Raw genomic sequence first — 20569 nt, 5'->3', positions numbered from 1 at the left:
ATTGTTATGTAAATTTTTACCACAGAGGCACAGAGGACACAAAGAATTTATGTTTTTTTGCGGAGAAATGACTGTAGGGGCGAAGCATTCGCGCAACAATGTTGATAAAGCAGTCGATCGGATAAAAACGCGAATGCAACGCCGCCCTGACCGCTTAGAGGCAGGCGATCGCCTTCGGCAGCGCAACCAAGAACTTTTAATTCTGAAGAGACAGTGGCGATCGCAGAATTAAAAGTTCTTGGTGCGTTACGGGGCAGCAATATTGAACTGGATCTCTGTCTTCACGGGGGCGGGCTTTGGCACATTTGTTGACCCGCTAACACACCCTACCGCATCTGGTGGGATAATTTCCCCCCTGAACTGAGCGATCGCCCTTTAGAATAGAGGTAGATGGAAATTTCGCACTTCTATAAAGTAATGCTCCCATTTGGATCAATTCAACGACAAGACTTAATTCGTAATTTCCAGTAAATTATCAAAGATAACCCATGAATGCTCATAAATTAGCTGCAACATTTACCGAAGATGGCAAACTCGTCCTGACGGGTTTACCCTTTCACGCTGGGGACAAGGTGGAAATCATTGTCTTAAAACAACCAAAAGAGCAAAAATTATCCCAGTCAGAAAAATATGAGTACCCATTAGAAGGGACAGTGCTTCAATATGACGATCCATTTGAACCGGCTGTACCTACTGAAGATTGGGAAGTGTTGAAATGATTGTTTTAGATACTCATATTTGGATCTGGTTGGTAGACAATAACTCGCATCTCACAGACCAACTGCGACAGATCATCATTACTCATCAACCGGATGGACTAGGGGTGAGTATTTTTTCTTGCTGGGAAGTCGCTAAATTAGTCGAAAAAAATCGTTTAAAATTGGCTTATTCTTTGGATGAATGGCTGAATATGGCATTAGCTTATCCGGGAGTTCAACTACTAGAATTAACCTTACCCATTGTCGTGCAGGCAACGCAGTTAAAAGGATTTCATAATGACCCAGCCGACCAAATTATTGTGGCTACTGCCCAGATTCATAAATGTCCCTTATTGACGGTAGATTCTAAGATTGTGAATTATCCATTTGTCCAAGTGTTGAAATAGTAAAAACTAACAAGTGGTAATGGATTGATCAAAACAATAGGTCTAATAAAAATGCAGACTTGTAGAGGCCAACCCCTGTTAACCTCTACATTAGAGTATGTAGAGACGTAATCAGGACTTACGCATTATTTAATATCAAGCCCTCTATGTACGGTAGAGAGCGCGAATAAACCCCACAGATTTAGGGTTTATCCGTAAGTCCTGGTAATATATCAGGTGTTGCTACGTCTGTACAGAGGAAAAGTGCGGTAAAGTCTTTTAAGGAAAATCAGTATCAGTAAGTATCAGTAAAATATCCATGACTGCATCTATCCCCAGCAAGCCCAATGACAGCAAAGCCAACCCTTCGGACAGAAAAATGCCCGCGAATGCAGATTATCGCGAAGTCGATCGCAGCAAGTTAAGTCAGATGTATCTGCATTATGTGGAAATGAAGGATAAATATCCCCATGCTTTGTTGCTGTATCGGGTGGGCGATTTTTTTGAAACCTTTTTTCAGGATGCGATTACGATTTCCGAACAACTGGAACTGGTGCTGACCAGTAAGCAAGCGGGGGATATTGGTCGGGTGCCCATGACCGGGGTGCCCCATCATGCTTTGGAACGTTATGCCCAAATGCTGGTAGAAAAAGGGTTTGCGGTGGCGGTTTGCGACCAAGTAGAAGATGCGGCAGACGCGGTGGCTGATGGTCGGCGGTTGGTGGAACGACAAATTACCCGCGTTTTGACTCCGGGCACTTTGGTGGAAGAAGGGATGCTTCATGCCCGTCGAAATAATTTTTTGGCGGCGGTGGTGATTGTGAAAAAGAACTGGGGTCTGGCTTATGCGGATATTTCTACGGGGGAATTCTTTACCACCCAAGGGGATAATCAGGATAATTTGTATCAGGAATTGATGCGTTTGCAACCGTCGGAAATATTAGTTCCCACTAATGCCCCGGATATTGGGGTGTTGTTGCGTCCGGGAGAAAGGTCGGAACATTTGCCCCCCGGTTTGCCTTCGTCGTTTTGCTATTCTTTGCGATCGCAGAAAGCTTTTGGCATTCACGAAGCCAGACAGAAATTGATGCAGCGGTTTTATTTAAAAAGTTTAGAAGGATTGGGCTGTGAAAATTTGCCGTTGGCGGTTCGCGCTGCGGGGGGATTGTTGGAATATTTGGAAAATACTTTTGAGTATGATTCTGGGGATAAGACTCAAAAAAATTCCATCCCCCTGCAACCCGTTAGAACTTATACTATCACCGATTATCTAATTTTAGATAGTCAAAGTCGCCGCAATTTAGAAATTACTCAAACGGTTAGAGATGCGACTTTTCATGGGTCTTTGTTATGGGCGATCGATCAAACCGTCACCGCAATGGGGGGGCGGGCTTTGCGCCGTTGGGTATTGCAACCATTGCTGCAATTAAAAGGAATTCATGCCCGCCAAGAGACGATTCAAGAGTTAATTGAAAAGCGAGAATTGCGGGAAACATTGCAAGAACAGTTACGCTATATTTACGATTTAGAACGATTAACCGTGCGGGCTGGTTCCGGGACAGCAAATGCTCGTGAGTTGATCTCTTTGGCGGATTCTTTGTCAAAATTACCAGCGATCGCGCAGTTAGCGGCTAAAGGTCGTAGTGCTTATTTGCGGGCATTACAAGAAGTCCCCCAAGAGTTAGAAACTTTGGCGGAAAGACTGCGGACTCATTTGGTGGAGTCGCCCCCAATTCATATTAAGGAAGGGGGGTTAATTCGTGCGGGGGTAAATGCTGAATTGGATCAGATGCGATCGCAGGCAGAGGGCGATCAACAATGGATTGCCAATTTAGAAGTATCAGAACGAGAACGCACGGGAATTCCTACTTTAAAAGTCGGTTTTAATAAAACTTTTGGCTATTATATCAGTATTTCTAAGGCTAAAACTGACCAAGCCCCGAATAATTATATTCGGCGGCAAACCCTGACCAATGAAGAGCGTTATATTACCCCTGAATTAAAAGAAAGAGAGGCGAGAATTCTCACCGCCCGTGATGATTTAAATCAGTTAGAATATGATATTTTTGTGGGGCTGCGATCGGAAGTTTCCGCACATACTCATTTAATTATAAAAGTAGCCAAAGCAGTGGCAGCGATCGATGTTTTATGTGGGTTGGCGCAAATTGCCCAAGAACAAGGATATTGCCGTCCAGAAATGATTACCGGGCGAGAATTGACGATTATTGATGGCCGACATCCCGTAGTTGAAAAAAGTCTTCCCGCTGGTTTCTTTGTGCCTAATTCTGCCCGGTTAGGGTCAGATGTTCCAGAAGCGGGCAACTATGAAACCCGATTTAATCGCCCAGATTTAATTATTTTAACTGGCCCAAATGCCAGCGGTAAAAGTTGTTATTTACGCCAAATTGGATTAATTCAATTGTTAGCCCAAGTGGGCAGTTTTGTCCCCGCTAGTTATGCTAAATTAGGAATATGCGATCGCATATTTACCCGTGTTGGGGCTGTGGATGATTTAGCTACGGGACAATCTACCTTTATGGTAGAAATGAATGAAACCGCCAACATTCTCAACCATGCCACAGAAACCTCCTTAGTTTTATTAGATGAAATTGGCCGAGGCACCGCCACCTTTGACGGACTTTCGATTGCTTGGGCAGTGGCAGAATATCTGGCAAATGACATTGGATCGCGGACAATTTTTGCCACCCATTACCATGAATTAAACGAACTGGCTTCAATTTTACCCAATGTGGCTAACTATCAAGTCACGGTAAAAGAATTAGCGGATAAAATAGTATTCTTACACCAAGTTCATCCTGGTGGGGCAGACCGTTCTTATGGGATTGAAGCGGCCCGGTTAGCGGGTTTACCTGCTTCGGTTATCTCCCGTGCCCGACAAGTCATGGGGCAAATTGAAAAACATAGTAAAATTGCCGTAGGTTTACGCAAAGGGGCGATTAAAAAAGAAGTCCCGGTGGAGGAATTACCGCCGATCGAACAGTTGGATATTTTTTAACTGGTAAAGCCTGTAAGGACACGGCGAAAGCCCATGTCCTTACCCAAAACCGAAATACACCAATATTCTACGCCATCCCCTGAGACACAAACCCCGACCAATAATGGGGACTGACAAACGGCAAAGTTTCCCGACAAAGGAAATCTAATCGCAACCGCTGATCCTTCACCTTTTCCGGTTCACTCCATTGTTGCCGTTCCAAATAAGCCTCTAACTTCTGTTGATAATTAGCCGCTAACTCAGCCCCGGTCATATTGCGTAATTTAAATTGAGCTTGGCGCAGCGCTTCCGACCGACTTTTATCCTGTTTTTCCTCATAATATAAAATGCAAAATAACGCCGTAGCCAAATCATTCACTGCCCACAAGGTACTGACGACATTTCGCGCACCGGCACAGAGAAAGCCACTGGCAATACTCAGAGGGTCATCGGTAATTTGGGTCACGCTTAAATTAGTTTCGCAGCAGGAGAGGAACAGTTCTGCTAAGTTCTCAAATCTCCCGGTAAAAATGCGACCGAGGGTAAGATAACCATCGAATAATAGCAGTTTTGACTCCAGGGAATTATCTAGTTGAGAACTGGCATGATGGCTGGAATGGAGGGCTTGCACTTGGTTAAGTAAAGTTTGATAGTTGCTAACAGTGGCTTGCTGATATTTTAGGCGATAATTTGGCTCGACATGGTGCATGGTTGCCAGAGTTTCGCATTCGTAGCCAGTAAAAACCAGGTCGCCCGTAGCATTTTCCACGATGCCCATTTTCGCGGGTTTCAGGTTGCCCCGTTGGTGGCAATAATTCAGGATTTGGCAACTGGGAACGATGCGAATGCGGAATTTATCGCTGAGATATTCCGGTTGTGGGGGTGGAGTTTTGGCAGAGGTGTTTAAGGGTTGACTCAAATCAAGGAATAACCCCCGTGTTTTATCAGCAGTTCTCTCACTTTGGGGAATCGGCACATTATTTAAAGGTAAAGCAGCAAAGGGAATTTGATGCAGGAACAAGTGAGGGATGATAATTAGTTCCTTAATGCCGGTGAGATATTGAGAAATCAAGTGGTTAATTTGCAAGCGTTGGGCAAGTTGCGGCAGAAATTCGCTCATTTTCTGTTGCCATACCGGGCGATTTTCCACATAAGGTTTTAACCAGTTCTCGAATATCCAATTTTGCAACGTTGCCAGACCTTCACCTTCGCAAGTATGGACTTGGGGCGGTTGATTTTGCCGCAAGATAAAAATATGGGTATGTTCGCGAGTGGTATAAAAATTGAGCATCGCGGTTTCCCCATCGTCAATTAACTTTTGCATATCCTGAAAATTCAGGGGGTTGGGTTGCAATTGACCGGCCAAAACTGGGTCTTTGCGGCGAATTTTCAGCCACGCTTGTTGCTTTTCGGCTTCTAATTGTTTAATTTTTTCCAAAGTTGCCTCACTGTTGGGGGCAGCTTGACGACTGGGGGCAAATCCTTTCATGTAGTCATTATTAAAGGACTGCAAGCGGCTACTTTGCTGTTGCAGGCGATAGTATTCCTCCACTTCCGGGGGAATTTCTCCTTGGGGGTAGAGGTCTTTGCTGGCAAATAAGTCCGCGAGGTGGCGAGCACGCGATCGTTCTGCGGTTTCTACGGCTTTGTCGTATTGTTTCAGGTTGATGTAGCATTGCACCGCGTTGGCGTAAACCGAGAAAGCATCGGCAATGATTTCTTGGCGACGTTCGTCGGTGGTTGAACCTTTGCGGAGTTGTTCCACGGCTTCTAAGGCAGGTTTGTATCCTTCTAAAGCTAGATGCCAGTTGCCTTGGAAAAAGCCTATACTGCCGAGGTTACGACCTGTTAGTAAGCATTCGACTGGCATGGTTTTGGCAGTGGCAATTTTAAGGCAGTCTCGGAAATTTTCAATCGCTTTGTCTGGTTGCTGCAATTCACGGTAAGCATTGCCAATGTTGTTGAGAGCATTTGCTTCCCCAAGGCGGTATTTAATTTCCCGACTAATAGCTAAATACTGTTCGTGGTAGGCGACTGCTTTTTCATATTGTCCCAAAGAGAAGTAAGCATTTCCTAAATGTCCCAGAGCATTTGCTTCCCCAAGGCGGTATTTGATTTCCCGACTCATAGCTAAATACTGTTCGTGGAATGCGACTGCTTTTTCAAATTTTCCTAAACAGCGGTAAATCTCGCCTAAATTTCCTAGAGAAATCGCTTGACCTTGGCGGTCTTTGATTTCCTGACTAATGTCTAAAGACTTTTGCTGAAAAATGATCGCTTTTTCATATTGTCCTAAACAGCAGTAATTCTCGCCTAAACTGCCCAGAGAAAACGCTTCTCCTTCGCGATCTTTGAGTTCCATGTTAATGCTTAAAGATTGTTCTTGGAAGATGATCGCTTTTTCATATTGTCCTAAGAAACGGTAAGTATTACCTAAATTTCCTAGAGAAATCGATTCACCTTGGCGGTCTTTGATTTCTCGACTAATCGCTAAACACTGTTCATGGAATACAATCGCTTTTTCATATTGTCCTAAAGAATAGTAAGCACTACCTAAATTTCCCAGAGAAAAAGCTTCCCCGTGACGGTTTTTAATTTTGCGACTAATCTCTAAACACTGTTCATGGAAAACAATTGCTTTTTCATATTGTCCCAAACATTGGTAAGCATTGCCTAAATTTCCCAGAGAAGATATTTCCCCTTTGCGGTCTTGAATCTCTTGATAAATTATCAGACATTGTTGCCAACAATGAACTGCAAAGACAAAGTTGCTAATATTGTGTTGCTGAATTCCCCAATCAAATAAAATATCGGCTATCTTTTCTCGGAGTGCGGTTGGCTGCAGATCGCTCCAAAGCCATTCCCCCAGTTTCAGAGCTAGATTTGTTAAAAGATTAGCCTTGGTTGGATCTCCATTATTATCGAAGTATGTAGCCACTGCAATTATTCTTTGCAAAAATCCGGGTTCGACTAACTCTGTGGGTATGTTGAAAACTTGAGATTCTTCATTATTGACTGATTGGATAATCTTTTCGATGAATTGGTCATAAGCGGCGATGCGTCGATCGTCCATTTTTTTTTCCTTCCTTTTTGGCGATTATCATTTTTGTAGGGACACGGCATTGCCGTGTCCTAATATTTAGCGTATCTATAATCGAACCCGAACATTTGAGAAAATAAAGAGTTATATTTGTAGGGACACGGCATTGCCGTGTCCTGCTATCTAGCGGTAATCGAAACACAATCTTATCAACAGAGGAAATTATGAAATCAGAATATAATCTTTCCCAAGTTGTCCCGGAGGAGGACACGGCATTGCCGTGTCCCTACGGCCATTATCCCATTTATCTGGAACCCGATGTCGAGCAATTTATGACTAAAATTGCTAAACATAAAAAGATTGATGTTCAAGTCTTGGTTAATGACTGGCTGAGAAGTAACATTAAACTGATTCAAAGTGCTGAATAAGTTGCCCAGGAGTAGGACACGGCAATGCCGTGTCCTAATATTTTTAAGTGCCTTACGGTGAATATCTACCAGATAGTTTGTACATGAGAATAGTTCAATATTTTGGTATCACAAGTGACTAATGCAATTCCATATCGTCGGGCGATCGCCACTAAAATTCTGTCGGCTGGATCTTTATGGAAATTTCCAGGTAAAGATGTGCTGGCGATCGCATCCAATGGAGATAGCGGTTCCACTACAATACCGGAATGAGTTGATGCTAATTTGTACCATTCCTCGATCGGTAAAGGGAGTGTCAATTTACCAATACTAGATTTAACCGCAATTTCCCAAACCGAAATTGCTGATACTAGCAAGCCATTTTGAGGTTCTTCAATATCAATTGCCATCCTTGCTGTTTCAGACAATTGACTAGGATCCTGAAGTAGCCATAACCAAACATGAGTATCGAGTAAAATCATTCTCCCAAAGCATCCCACAGTTCAGGCATCGGTTCATCAAAATCATCAGAAATTTTAATTGGCATACCCCGCAAAGGATAATTTTTTTTCGGTGTCTCAGAAATTGGATAGGGAACAATTCGAGCAACTGGCAAACCATTGCGAGTAATAATCACTTCAGACTGGTTAGCAGCAATTTCATCAATAATTGCCGTGAGTTCAGGATTGTTTTCCTGTAAATTTAGATATTTCATGGCTATTCACGATGAATCTTTCATTTTTTTATGATAACAGTGATTCTCAGAAACCAGGTCTCTTAAAGAACAATGTAATCGCAAGGGCGGCGTTGCATTCGGACAGAAAATCTAGGGTGGTAGTAGAAAAATGCCCGGTAAGCGAAGCCATGCCCCCCCGCGCGGGGGTAAACTGCGACGCGGAGCGGCTTCCCGTAGGCGGAACGCCTTCCCGTAGGGTAGGGTAGGGCTATATGCTTGGCCTTTACGCCCCTACGCCCTTTCTACCACATCAAAACTTTGATAAAACACTTGCCAATTGTCTTGCTGTTCCAACTTCTCAAATAACTCCTTAATTCGTTCACCCGTCCATTCTGGTAAAAGTTCTTCTTGCCGGGGAGTCAACCACGGTAAATCCAACGACTGATTCAAGACAATGGCTAAAAACTCCTCGGTTTCCAACTTGCCAAACTTAAAATTTATTGGGTTTTCAGCTTGGGCAGCCCAAGAATCTTTTTGAGGCAGCAGAATGGGCGGTTTGTCTATCAACGCATTTGGGGCAAAAGCCGACGATGGACAAAGCAAAGATTCTCCATCTTGACTACGATTCAACAATAGCAACTGATAATTTGTTTCTGGCTGTAATTCTAAATCAATCACCATCCAAAGAGACTGATTAATCGGAATCGTTGGCTGAGTCTGCTGTACCGATGCTGGAGGTGGCGGCATCATTAAGCCGCGATCGCCTCGTTTCAACGAAGCCATATCCTCATTGGTTAAAAACTGTAACCAATTATCAGAATTTTTAGCCTTTTCTTTTAATATTGACCAAGCGTTTTTTTCCAGCCAGCGCTTAAATTTATAATTCCATAACCAATCATGAATATCGAGCCAAGCACCTTTCTCTCCTCTCTTGCGATTTTTTAAACTCTCAGGATCGAGGCCATCGTCTTGCATCTCTTGTCTATATAAATCAGCCATTGCATGAACGATATTCTGGACATTGGTTCCAATCGAATTGGCATATTGCCCATCTTTACAAAGTCGCGGATCTTTTGGCATATCTTCGATCGCAATTTTTTTGTGTTGGTAGTCCAATCGGCGATCTTTAGCAAATCTTAGGGGAAAAAACACAGACTCGATTAATCCCAAATTTTTCCGTTCGATTAACTCTTGTTTGATTTCTTCTAGAAACTCTTTTGCTCCTTGCATAGATCCTCCTTTAGTTCATCGTAGCCAGTTATTTATCTTTCATCACTATAACACTCACAACAGAAAAAGCCATCCCAAAAACCTGAACAACTATTTAAACTATTTGAACTATTTTAACTATATTTACTATTTCATTAGCCAAACTACTATTTGCTTTAATTTCCAAAATATTGACATTTTTTGGCTAGATTGTCAGAGTAAATATATGCCGATTAATTCAAAAACAAAAATTATGGTTATGGTTAATAAAACTCAAAAACGATTCAATCGCTACACCACTGTCACCTGGCTGGCACAAGCCCTAGCCAACGAAAAACATTGCCAACAAGCATTATGGCAACTCACTCATTATCAATTTCCTCAGCAACCGAGTACCTACGATCCGTCAGAACATGACGATATGCTGATTCAACGAGCATTACACCTACAAAATCAAGGGTTTACGGTGTACATCGAAGATCAAAATGCCTTTAAGTATCAAGGTGAAAAGTTTAATATCTGCGTAGCGGGTAGACCGGATATTATTGCTATCAAAGATGATTGGGCTGTTGTTGAAGATGTGAAAACAGGGAAAGCCAAAGATTCACATATTATGCAAGTGCTTCTCTATATGTCTATGCTGCCGTTTGCCCCGGAAACTCAATCTTTATTTAAAGGACATATTCCACACGGTCGTTTAGTTTATGGCGATCGCACGATCGATTTGCCTAAGTGGTCTGTAAATCAGCAATTTAGACAGCGTTTACAAAATCTCATTGCCACGCTGTGTAATTCTCAGCCACCTCAAGCAAACCCTAGCTATTGGGAATGTCGTTATTGTAAAGTTCCTGCCGCTAATTGTTCCGCAAAAATGGATCAAGCCATTTGATTGACCATTTAGACACGGCAATGCCTTCAGAAACCCGGTTTCTTGGGTCTTGATGAAGATAATTGCTATCTAGTTAGTTTGCCTGAGTTTCCCTCTCAAAAATTTCATACTCATGGGGAAACTTATGAAGAAGCATTGAAAAATGCTCAAAAGGAATAATTGATAATTGTCAATTGATAATTGATAATTTTGTTTAATTAATAATTGTCAATTGTTAATTGTTAATTGTTAATTGTTAATTAATAATTGTTATGGCTAACTCGTCAGGAGTGCGATACGCACAAACCAGCCACCATAAGAAAAAACTGAATCTCAGTATATATTTATAGCGGTTGGTTCTATGATTGGTTTATGCCGCCTCTGAGCGGACTTGGTTCTAGTAGCCACGGGTTGACACCCGTGGCTTTTTTGCTAGATGCAACCCTAGACCATTTCTACTGGTTGTGGTTGAATTTGAGCATTCACTTCTGGGGAATTTTCCTCAGAAGGAGGCACTACTTGCCAGAATTTAGCCAAGGTATTTTCCCAATCTGCTAATAATTTCTGGGCTAACTTGGAACCAGTCCGTTGGGCGTGGGCTTCAATTAATTCTTTTAATTGTCGATCGCCCACTGGGGAACTAATCCGTTGAATTTTGACAATTTCTGGATTAACTTTTTCCGGGAATGAACCATCTTCATCAAAGAAATAGGCCAATCCGCCGGTCATCCCAGCGCCCACGTTGCGACCTACTTTGCCCAAGCAAACAATCACACCGCCGGTCATATATTCACAGCAGTGGTCGCCAGCCCCTTCAATGACTGCTTTACCCAGGGAATTCCGCACCGCAAACCGTTCGCCCGCTTGACCATAAGCGAATAAAGTGCCGCCGGTCGCCCCGTACAGGCAAGTGTTGCCGATAATCACGTTTTCTGAGGGATTAAAGGTGGCTTCTGGTGAGGGCTTGATGATGATTTCACCGCCATTCATGCTTTTACCCACATAGTCATTGGCTTCCCCTTCCAGGATTAAAGTCATGCCAGAAATGTTAAAGGCACCAAAACTTTGACCCGCAGACCCGCTAAACCGGAGGACAATTTGACCGCTGAAGCCGGTATTGCCGTATTTGCTGGCAATTTGACCGGAAACGCGGGCGCCGACAGAGCGATCGGTGTTGATAATTTTGACGGTTTTGTCCGCTGTGCCATGATTGGCGATCGCGAAGCGTTGCGGATGCAATATCGCCTCGGAAATTTCTGGACAGGCTAATAACTCATCATCCAACACTGGCCCATTGGTATGGACTTCGGGATGATTTAACCAATCGCGGTTTTCCCGCGTATCGGGCAAATTCAGCAGGGAATTCAGGTTAATGGTCTTAGTCTTGGCTAACTGCAACCCTTGACGGGGGGTTAAGAGATCGGCGCGACCGATGACCTCATTTAAGGAACGATAGCCCAACCGCGCCAATAGTTGCCGCACTTCTTCCGCCACAAAATAGAAGAAATTGACCACGTGCTCGGGCATTCCACTAAACCGCTTGCGGAGTTTCTCCTGCTGGGTTGTCACACCTACCGGGCAAGAGTTCATGTGGCAAATCCGCGCCATAATGCAGCCTTCCGCAATCATGGCAATGGACCCAAAGCCGTATTCTTCAGCGCCCATTAAGGCGGCCATCATTACATCCATGCCGCATTTCATGCCACCGTCAGCCCGCAATAGGACGCGATCGCGCAGCTTATTTTGCATCAGGGTCCGGTGGACTTCCGTTAAGCCCAACTCCCAGGGAACCCCCGCGTGTTTGATGGAACTCAACGGCGAAGCGCCCGTACCTCCGTCATGGCCGGAAATTTGAATAATATCTGCGTTGGCTTTTGCCACCCCAGCAGCGATCGTGCCAATCCCAATTTCCGCCACTAATTTCACCGATACCTTAGCTTGGGGATTAATTTGGTGCAAGTCAAAAATTAACTGGGCCAAATCCTCAATACTGTAGATATCGTGGTGGGGCGGTGGGGAAATCAACGGCACTCCGGGCTTAGATTTCCGCAACATGGCGATATAGGGACTGACCTTTTTACCGGGCAATTGACCGCCTTCTCCCGGTTTTGCCCCTTGAGCCACTTTAATTTCCAGTTGCTTACCGCTCATCAGGTATTCTGGTGTGACCCCAAAGCGACCGGAAGCGATTTGTTTAATGGCAGAAGAGGCGGTGTCACCGTTGCGTAGACCCCGCAAATATGGCCGAGAAGGGGATTGTCCGTTTTCATCCACATCATTGATCGTCCCAAACCGCCAGGGATCTTCGCCTCCTTCCCCAGAGTTGGACTTACCACCCATCCGGTTCATGGCGATCGCCAGAGTTTCGTGGGCTTCGGGAGAAAGCGCCCCCAGAGACATTCCCCCAGTGCAGAACCGTTTGACAATTTCTTCCACGGGTTCCACTTCGGCAATATCAATAGATGGGCGATCGCCTTGCAAATCTAACAAATCCCGTAGATTCACAATCGGACTATTTTTCAGATATTCCTGATAAAGCTGATAATGGTCAAATTCGTTAGTTTTAACAGCCTGATGCAATAACTTAGCTAAATCGGGATTATTGGCATGATATTCCCCACTGGGACGATGTTGGACAAAGCCAAAATTTTCCAGTTTTTTGAGAGCCCCGGTTTCTCCAAGAAACCCGGTTTCTCCAAGAAACCGGGTTTCAGGAAAAGCTTTGCCGTGAAATGCCATAACTTCCCGTGCCACATCAGCTACAGACAAGCCGCCAATGCGGGAAACCGTGCCTTCAAAGGCGATATTTAACAAATCTTCGCCAATACCAATTGCCTCGAAAATTTGCGCTCCTTTGTAACTGGCTAACAAAGAAATTCCCATTTTTGAGAGAATTTTTAATAAGCCAGCTTCTACGGCTTTGCAATAATTTTCTTGAGCTTTTTCTAAGGAAATTGCCTCAATTTGGCCGCGTTCCATCATCTTTTGGGTCTTAGAATTAGACCACCAATGCCGCACCGTTTCTAATGCTAAATAAGGACAAACTGCGGATGCGCCATAACCAATTAAACAAGCAAAATGATGGGTAGTCCAACATTGGGCTGTTTCCACCACAATTGAAGCTTGAGTGCGTAAACCTTCCCGGATTAAATGGTATTGAACGGTGCCCACTGCCAACAACGGCGGAATATATGTAATATTGGCACTGATTTCGGAGTGATCGCTCAAAATGATAATCTTAGTTCCGGCGGCCACCGCTTCAGAAACGGATTTTTTCAATGCTGCTAAAGCATTAGCTAAATCATCGGAACCTGTAACGATCTCATACAAAGTCGATATCCGCGCCACGTTAATGCCATGCCCATTGCCGGTAGAAATTAAATTTTCTAATTCCGGTTCATTGAGAATTGGTGACATTAATTGCAACTGTTTGGCATGGGCGGCATCTTCTTCTAATAAATTGCGATGTCCCCCTAGATAAACTTCTAGGGACATGACCAAACTTTCCCGCAATGGGTCGATCGCCGGGTTAGTAACTTGGGCAAACCGTTGCTTAAAATAGTCGTAAAGCAAATAAGGCTTATCGGACAAAACCGCCAACGGGGTATCATTGCCCATACAAAATGTGGCTTCTTTCCCGGTTTCCGCCATTGCCTGAATCATCATTTCCACATCTTCCGTGGAATAGCCAAATGCAACTTGCGATCGCAGCAAAGTTGACTCATCTAATTGAGGGGCTGGTAAATGGCCATGACGTTCAAACACAAAGCGACTTTGCAACCACTCCTTATAGGGTCGGGCTTGGGCAACGCGCTGCTTAATGTCCCAATTATGGAGAACTTCGCCACTTTCCAGGTCTACCACCATCATTTGACCAGGGCCGAGGCGTCCTTTTTCCACAATTTCCGACTCAACCAAAGGCACTACCCCAGCTTCCGAGGAAACCACCACCAAACCAGAACGAGTAATCGCATATCGGGCAGGGCGTAAACCATTCCGGTCTAAGCTGGCACCTACCTGCTTACCATCGCTAAACACTAACAAAGCCGGGCCATCCCAAGCTTCCATCACCCCGGCATTGTAATCATAGAAATCGACAATTTCTGGGTGATCGGCCAAGTCGGGCTGATTCCGAAACGCTTCGGGCACCAGCATCATAATCGCTTCCGCAGGGCTACGTTGCGATCGCACCAGCAACTCAAACACATTATCCAAGTTTGCCGAATCACTATTATCGGTGCGAACAAATGGCATCAAATCAGAAATGCGATCGCCCCAACATTCATGGGACAAATTCGCCTGCCGCGCGGTCATCCAGTTCATATTGCCCAGCAGGGTATTGATTTCGCCATTATGTCCCAACAAGCGCATCGGTTGCGCCAAGGGCCAGCGGGGCATTGTGTTGGTGCTAAAGCGGCGGTGGAATACGGCAAACGAACTCTTATAAGCGGGATTGGTCAAATCCTGATAAAACTCGCCTAAGATCGCGCCGCGTACCATGCCTTTATAGACAATCGTGCGGCAGGAAAACGAACACATATAATAGTTATTCGCCCAAGAAATTACCCCGGTTTGATTTAAGGCATCGCCCACGACCCGACGGGCTAAATATAAAGACCGTTCCAGTTCATCCCCGGTTTGCGTGGGATGGAATACCAGCAATTGAGAAATCATCGGTTCGGTTTCTCTGGCTTGGATTCCCAGCACTTCTTGTTTCACGGGCACCACCCGCCACCCAAGCACCTGAAATCCTTCTTTGACCAAAACTTTCTCGGTGACATCAACAGCCAAAGCGCGATCGCCACTATCCAGGGGCAAAAATACCATCCCCACACCGATATGTTGCCGTTGGTTGGCAATCAGCGATCGAGTTTCTTCTGTCAAAGCGGTGTCTTGGGCCAACAGTTCCCAAGGAATTGCCGTGAGAATTCCCGAACCGTCTCCAGAATCGCGATCGGCACTGCAACCGCCGCGATGTTCCATACAAGCAAGGGCGGGCAAAGCTTCTACAATAATGTTATGGCTGGCCACGCCTTTAGAGTCAGCCACAAAGCCAACTCCACAAGCATCTCGTTCTTCGACTAACCAACGTTGTCCCTGAAACTCGTTAGTAGTTTTTTGTACTTCAGTCATTTTGTTCGTTGTCCTTTGTCCTTTGTCCTTTGTCTGTTGGTTATTTCATTATTGATTATTTGTTATTTGACGAAAAACCAATAACCAATGGCTAATAACCAATAACGAATAACTAATAACAATTTATAGTGAGGTTTTTGGATCCATTTATGGGTATTTGATTATAACAAAAAAATAAAACAATATTGCATCCATCTATTACTTTTGGGCGATCGGCAGAAACCGGGTTTCGTGGAAGTTACCCGGTTTCTTGTCCCTGGGGCGGTGGGAAGCCTGGAGAGGTTAGAAACCGGGTTTCTATGTAGGGGCCGGTGGGGTGGCAAAGGTTGACCCAAGAAACCCGGTTTCTTGTCCCTGGGGCGGTGGGGTGGCAGTAACCCACCATCAGCAATTTGGTAGGGTGCGTTAGGCGGATAAAAATTTAGGGTTCCAATTAACAATTACCCGATCCGCCGTAACGCACCATTGAAAAACAGAAAGGTGCGTTACGGCGGACTTGTAAATTTTGGTAAAACTCTCAATTTTGTCACCGCCTAACACACCCTACTAAAAGCTGAGGAGATGGGCGTAACGCCCGTGTTATTAGCGAAAAAACCGGGTTTCTATTCTATCTCATTGCCGATCTTTCACATATTCTCTCAACACCGGATTCAGGATAAATTCTGTTGTTTCGTCTCCTGATTTAATTTCCACAAAAAAGCGCCTACCTAGGGATTTAACCGCAGTCAACAAATCCGCAGGGGATAATTTTGTCAGCTTTAATAGTTCTGGCAAATTTATCGGGTCTGTGGTCATAGCGAGTTTGCACATCACCGACTGTTCGGTTAAGGTCAAATTTTGCAACTGTTGGTCTAACTGCACCTGCAACGGTTCCCATAAAATTGGAGTTTGATAGGCTAAAAATTCCGCTACTCGACCAGCAAATAATTCTCGGATTTCAGTAGCGGTTAACTCTAGCCACAGCGGATTTCCGTGATACAGATCAATTAACTTTTCCCACTTATCTGGATCAGATAAATTGTGCGCTTGTAATATTTCTTTGGCGGCTTCACCTAAACCTGACAACACCAGCGATCGCACCGGAGAATTTTGTTTTTCCCAACAGTCGATCGCCAAGGGTTTTTCATTGGCGATCGCCACGATACAACTTTGATGGGTGACATCCGCGATCGTCTTGAAAAATAGCCGATAATGTTCATAAACCGACCAATCTTCACCGGCCACTTTTCCCTTATGGAACAGGATTTGCCAATCATCGATGACAATCAAACAGCGATACTGACGCAAATATTTAATCAGTTGTGAAAGTTGCATTTCGGGGCGATCGCACATCTGACTATTCGGGGAAAAAATAGTCAGCAAATTGACCAGGATATCATTCAAATTAGCATAAAAATGCAGATTGCGATAGATGACATATTCAAACTGAGGTTTAATTTGCTCAACCAAACGTAGCGCCAAAGTTGTTTTACCAATGCCACCAAATCCGAAAAGTGCCACCAAACGAGAACGTTCTTTAATAATCCACTCTTCCAGCTTCGCGAGTTCTATGGTTCTGCCGTAAAAGTTGAAAATTTCTGGGGCTGTATCTAAGTCTAGATGCGGTTCATTTTCAGTTGCCTGGGGTTTTGGGAAATTTGTGGGCGATGATCGCTGATGATGTTCTGAACAAATATTTAAGTTAGTAACTGTTGCATTATCACTTAGAATAGCTGAATAAGTACAAAAATTTACTTTCTCTAATATCGCTTTAAAATTTGCCTTACTAACCTCTTTCCCCAACCCTTTCGAGAGAATATTCCAAAGTTCTGCCCCCCGATCTCTCACATGACCTTCACCCGCATAAGTCCCTTCCGCAATTTCCGAATAAGTCTGACCATTCAAAGTGCCTTGCAGTATCGTTTCTTGCAGATAGTCCAGATGCTTTCCCGTCTGAGTAAAAACTAGATCATCTGCCAACTTCAACACTTCCGTAATTTCCATAGGTCAATGAGGATAACGGTTTTGGCTATTATATCCGATTTTTCCGACATTTCCGACATTTCCTCATTTTTACAGATAAATCTTGCCTGGGAATAAACCCCCCGTACTATAGGATCCACTTTCCTGGCCGACATTTCCGACATTTCCGATCCGGTTGTCGGAAAAAATCCGCCACATTTCCGATTGACAGGATTTATTAGATTAACTTATTATTTTTATAAGTCAAAATTTTAGTATCCCCGACATAACCTCATAATACAAAAGTAAATTCATTTGACGTGGCTTACGCAATATTTGCGATTAAACTCTAAGTCTAGAAGTTATTCGCGAATAATCATACTTCTCAAACATATAAATGATCGTAATTCGTGTTTGAGAAAAACATAATTAACAACAAAGTTAAACCATAAACCAATAACACATGGAAAATCTAGTTAATTAACATCAATTATATGTTGATAAAAATTTATTTATATTGGTCTATCGACTGATAACAAAAATTTTGGTTTCTTGAAAAATTAAGGACTGTCATTATGTTGCCAACGAATAAAGCGATCAATATTTGCCTCACTAAATCTAGTATATTTATAGTTTTAATCCTATTTTTCTTATCAGCTTGTAGCTTGGTGCTAGATAGAGATGCAGTATCAGTTAAAGTGTCTAGCTTGCCAGCCGGTCAACCCAGCTTAAAAAAAGGTAAAATTATTACCTTTGCTGGCGTTCCCAAAAAAGCAGCTAAAACAACCAAAGTAAAATTTAATAATTTAAATAGCGAACAACCCTCAAAATCTACTGAAATAGTCGTAGCTACATTTGACAACCAAATTAAACTCATAGATTTTGTTGGCCCAGAAATCAACGAGCAACCGGATTTAAGCTTTAAATCAACGGCGCGTTCTTTAGTTTTTATGAATCCTTTATTTTTAGGACTATCTTTTGAAGCCAAGAAAATTATTTTTACTGAAATAGAAAAAGATCCCGATTTTTCGAAATTAGTAGATGCCGTTGCTAATTCTTTATCATTATTTGATGATAATATTATTGATTTATCTACTAAAATTGCTTTACGAGTGGCAGAAAATCAAAAACTTATCATTGTAAATGATAACAATAACAGTGAATCATCTGGATCACCCTTAGCCTTAAGTCCATCCACTTCACCAAATAATGTAGATTCTAACCCATTCGCCCAGGAAAGTTTTCCAAAAAAATCTTGTGGCGATAATTTCCCAAAGGATCCAAAAGATTTTCCAGTGTCCTTTTATCCGGTGTTTGTTGATTACAGTGAAACAAACCTGAAAAAAATCAACTTAAATTTTTGTGAAGATGCTTACCAACTCATTAGAGAAGAAACAGGAAAAGAGTCAATTCAAGTTGGTTCTTTCACAAGTATCGATCGCGCTGAAGCATTCAAAAAATTTATGACCGATAAAGTAGGAAGTGCAGAAGTCGGCAAACCTAAAATATACGAAAATCCTCACAAACAATCTTTTAATAATTCATTTTTTAAAGTTTTTTCAAATTTAAGTTTTAAACCCGTTATAGAAGCATTAATTCCGGTTGCCAATGCACAAATAGAATCAAAGTGGCTTGAATATTCAATGGTGAGTCAATTTACTAATGATGGCTTATTTCCTGGTACAAATTGGCCGCTTTGGCATGGTTTGGAATTAAAAGTAGATTCTAGTGGCATCAAAATTGTAGGAACTCCTCTCATTGCACAGCAAGTTATAGTTCTTCCACAAAATGCCACAAATAGAAGTACGGATGCTGTTGTGGATGAAATTATTTATCCGGCTAACTTAGGAACTTGGGATGGTAACACCATCAAAACATTATCTGGGGGAAATCAAGTAGAGATAGATTTAATACCCAAACCTGGCAAAACATGGCAACCAGGTAATTATGATGTATTGATCTCAGGAGGATCTGCTTTAAAAAGAAGCGATTCTCAAAAAGGGTTAGAAGCTTTTCAAATCAATATACTTTTTTTTCTAACTGATGTCCTTGCTTTCATTACAGGTGATGAAAATGAATCAATGACACCACAAAAAATTAACGATCGATCTATTAATTTATCTCCCATAGCTGCCGATTGTCTCCCGGAACTCAATAAAGAAATTTCCAAGGAAAAGCCACAAGGATTATCTGCTTTTGCCCAGCTTACACAATGTTTAGCTAAAGCCGATAATTTAATTATAATTGCTCAAATATTTGGTATAAGTAATGAACAAATTTTTACCGAGCTATTTTCTCAATTAATCAAATTTGAAGGCGAAGCCTGGGAAAAAACTTTAGAAAATGCAGGAAAAAAAGCAGCAAATGTTTTGAATGTTTTTGAGAAAAGTGTTGCCGTAAGTAAAATATTCGTATTTGGTAAATATCTAGAACATGAAAATACTAAAAATGAATTGTATTATGCTTCTTTCTCCGTCAATGAAATTACTGAGGAGTATCCTTCTCGAACTAAAACCACACCATTTGCATCTAGGACAATTGACTTAGATTGTAGTCCTGGTAATCCAGGCAAGCGGAAATATCAAGAACTAGATGTCATCATAGAAGTTTCATGTTATTCGTCTTCAAAAGGTGGTATTTCTCTAATTAAAGCCACCAATTACTCTCAGAACGCAGTTGAAGTAAGTTTTCCCATCCCAGGTTCTCGTTCAGATTTACTACTCCCCGATCAAAGCCAGACATACAGAGCCAGCATTCCCTGGCATTTGCGAGATAACTGGAAAAATCGACCAGAAGGAATACAAACGTCTGCTCTTGATTATTTTGATTTTATTGAGCGCTTCCTACCTTATAAACTTCCGTTATCACTGAACAGTTACTCTTCCAGACAGTTAATTAAGGAAGTTAGAGTTAAATGTAGTGATAGTTCAACAACACTATGGGGAGTAGAAATTGAACCTCAGTGTGTTCCTCCCGGACTACGCGCTACATTTAAAAATATGACCGACAAGCCAATCCAAGTAGGATTAGTAGGTTTAAATAAACCTCCTATTTATTTAAAACCGGAAGAACGGTGGAGCACAGGAGGTCAGGGATCGGTTCAATCTTCAGGAACTCAGGTTACTTTGTCTATCATTATCAATTATTAAAAAATGGGTCAATAGTACCCGGCAATTAGTTTGGTAGGGTGCGTTAGTCGGGGCAAAATTTCTGGAG

Annotated in this window: 13 protein-coding genes and 1 pseudogene; 8 read left to right on the top strand and 6 right to left on the bottom strand. The window is 42.8% G+C overall.

Features of this window, described 5'->3' with window-relative positions; translation table 11 throughout:
- The first annotated feature begins 49 nt into the window (after nt 1–49).
- The 4 genes from ABWT76_RS25630 (at nt 50) to mutS (ending at nt 4100) form a co-directional block, all read left to right on the top strand.
- Entirely contained in the window at nt 50–232 is a 183-nt protein-coding gene (locus ABWT76_RS25630) for a hypothetical protein (protein WP_156331521.1), read from the top strand.
- A 256-nt stretch (nt 233–488) separates the two neighbouring features.
- Nucleotides 489–719, top strand: a complete 231-nt coding sequence (locus ABWT76_RS25625) for a hypothetical protein (RefSeq protein ID WP_054464834.1) — start codon at nt 489–491, stop codon at nt 717–719.
- Nucleotides 716–1105 (top strand): type II toxin-antitoxin system VapC family toxin, encoded by a 390-nt coding sequence (locus ABWT76_RS25620; protein ID WP_054464833.1) that lies wholly within the window; start codon nt 716–718, stop codon nt 1103–1105. The genes ABWT76_RS25625 and ABWT76_RS25620 overlap by 4 nt, the downstream gene beginning before the upstream one ends.
- Before the next feature lie 298 nt (nt 1106–1403).
- The gene (mutS, locus tag ABWT76_RS25615) at nt 1404–4100 is read left to right on the top strand and encodes a DNA mismatch repair protein MutS (protein ID WP_375341513.1); all 2697 of its coding nucleotides are present in this window, start codon (nt 1404–1406) and stop codon (nt 4098–4100) included.
- A 67-nt stretch (nt 4101–4167) separates the two neighbouring features.
- Here mutS and ABWT76_RS25610 read toward each other — a convergent pair whose 3' ends face one another.
- Nucleotides 4168–7152 (bottom strand): CHAT domain-containing tetratricopeptide repeat protein, encoded by a 2985-nt coding sequence (locus tag ABWT76_RS25610; RefSeq protein ID WP_354635156.1) that lies wholly within the window; start codon nt 7150–7152, stop codon nt 4168–4170.
- A gap of 191 nt (nt 7153–7343) precedes the next feature.
- Here ABWT76_RS25610 and ABWT76_RS25605 point away from each other — a divergent pair, with 191 nt between their 5' ends.
- Entirely contained in the window at nt 7344–7547 is a 204-nt protein-coding gene (locus ABWT76_RS25605; RefSeq protein ID WP_354635155.1) for a hypothetical protein, read from the top strand.
- Between the two features lie 65 nt (nt 7548–7612).
- Here the strand turns inward: ABWT76_RS25605 and ABWT76_RS25600 are convergent, their stop codons facing one another.
- The 3 genes from ABWT76_RS25600 to ABWT76_RS25590 all read right to left on the bottom strand — a co-directional run bounded on the left by ABWT76_RS25600 (nt 7613) and on the right by ABWT76_RS25590 (nt 9432).
- On the bottom strand, nt 7613–8008 hold the full coding sequence (locus ABWT76_RS25600; protein WP_190877137.1) for a type II toxin-antitoxin system VapC family toxin: 396 nt from the start codon (nt 8006–8008) through the stop codon (nt 7613–7615).
- Nucleotides 8005–8241 (bottom strand): type II toxin-antitoxin system prevent-host-death family antitoxin, encoded by a 237-nt coding sequence (locus ABWT76_RS25595; protein WP_354635154.1) that lies wholly within the window; start codon nt 8239–8241, stop codon nt 8005–8007. The genes ABWT76_RS25600 and ABWT76_RS25595 overlap by 4 nt, the downstream gene beginning before the upstream one ends.
- A 252-nt stretch (nt 8242–8493) precedes the next feature.
- Nucleotides 8494–9432 (bottom strand): hypothetical protein, encoded by a 939-nt coding sequence (locus ABWT76_RS25590; RefSeq protein ID WP_354635153.1) that lies wholly within the window; start codon nt 9430–9432, stop codon nt 8494–8496.
- 238 nt (nt 9433–9670) lie between these two features.
- Here ABWT76_RS25590 and ABWT76_RS25585 point away from each other — a divergent pair, with 238 nt between their 5' ends.
- Together ABWT76_RS25585 and ABWT76_RS25580 are read left to right on the top strand one after the other, a co-directional pair.
- Nucleotides 9671–10300, top strand: coding sequence for a PD-(D/E)XK nuclease family protein (locus ABWT76_RS25585; protein WP_354635152.1), 630 nt, complete (start codon nt 9671–9673; stop codon nt 10298–10300).
- Nucleotides 10301–10342: 42 nt separating this feature from the next.
- Nucleotides 10343–10447: pseudogene (locus tag ABWT76_RS25580) on the top strand (type II toxin-antitoxin system HicB family antitoxin); the annotation flags it as partial.
- A 276-nt stretch (nt 10448–10723) separates the two neighbouring features.
- On the opposite strand, the gene gltB reads toward ABWT76_RS25580, so the two are convergent.
- Together gltB and ABWT76_RS25570 are read right to left on the bottom strand one after the other, a co-directional pair.
- The gene (gene gltB / locus ABWT76_RS25575) at nt 10724–15412 is read right to left on the bottom strand and encodes a glutamate synthase large subunit (RefSeq protein ID WP_354635151.1); all 4689 of its coding nucleotides are present in this window, start codon (nt 15410–15412) and stop codon (nt 10724–10726) included.
- Nucleotides 15413–16024: 612 nt separating this feature from the next.
- A complete protein-coding gene (locus tag ABWT76_RS25570) occupies nt 16025–17395 on the bottom strand; it encodes an AAA family ATPase (protein ID WP_354635150.1) in 1371 nt (456 codons plus the stop codon).
- Between the two features lie 533 nt (nt 17396–17928).
- Here ABWT76_RS25570 and ABWT76_RS25565 point away from each other — a divergent pair.
- Nucleotides 17929–20502: a hypothetical protein gene (locus tag ABWT76_RS25565; RefSeq protein ID WP_354635149.1), complete on the top strand. Its 2574-nt coding sequence runs from the start codon at nt 17929–17931 to the stop codon at nt 20500–20502.
- Nucleotides 20503–20569 lie beyond the last annotated feature (67 nt).

Origin of the sequence: Planktothricoides raciborskii GIHE-MW2, assembly GCF_040564635.1 — a bacterium.
In the GTDB taxonomy this organism is placed as follows: Bacteria; Cyanobacteriota; Cyanobacteriia; order Cyanobacteriales; family Laspinemataceae; genus Planktothricoides; species Planktothricoides raciborskii.
This window is presented reverse-complemented; position numbering and strand designations above follow the sequence as displayed.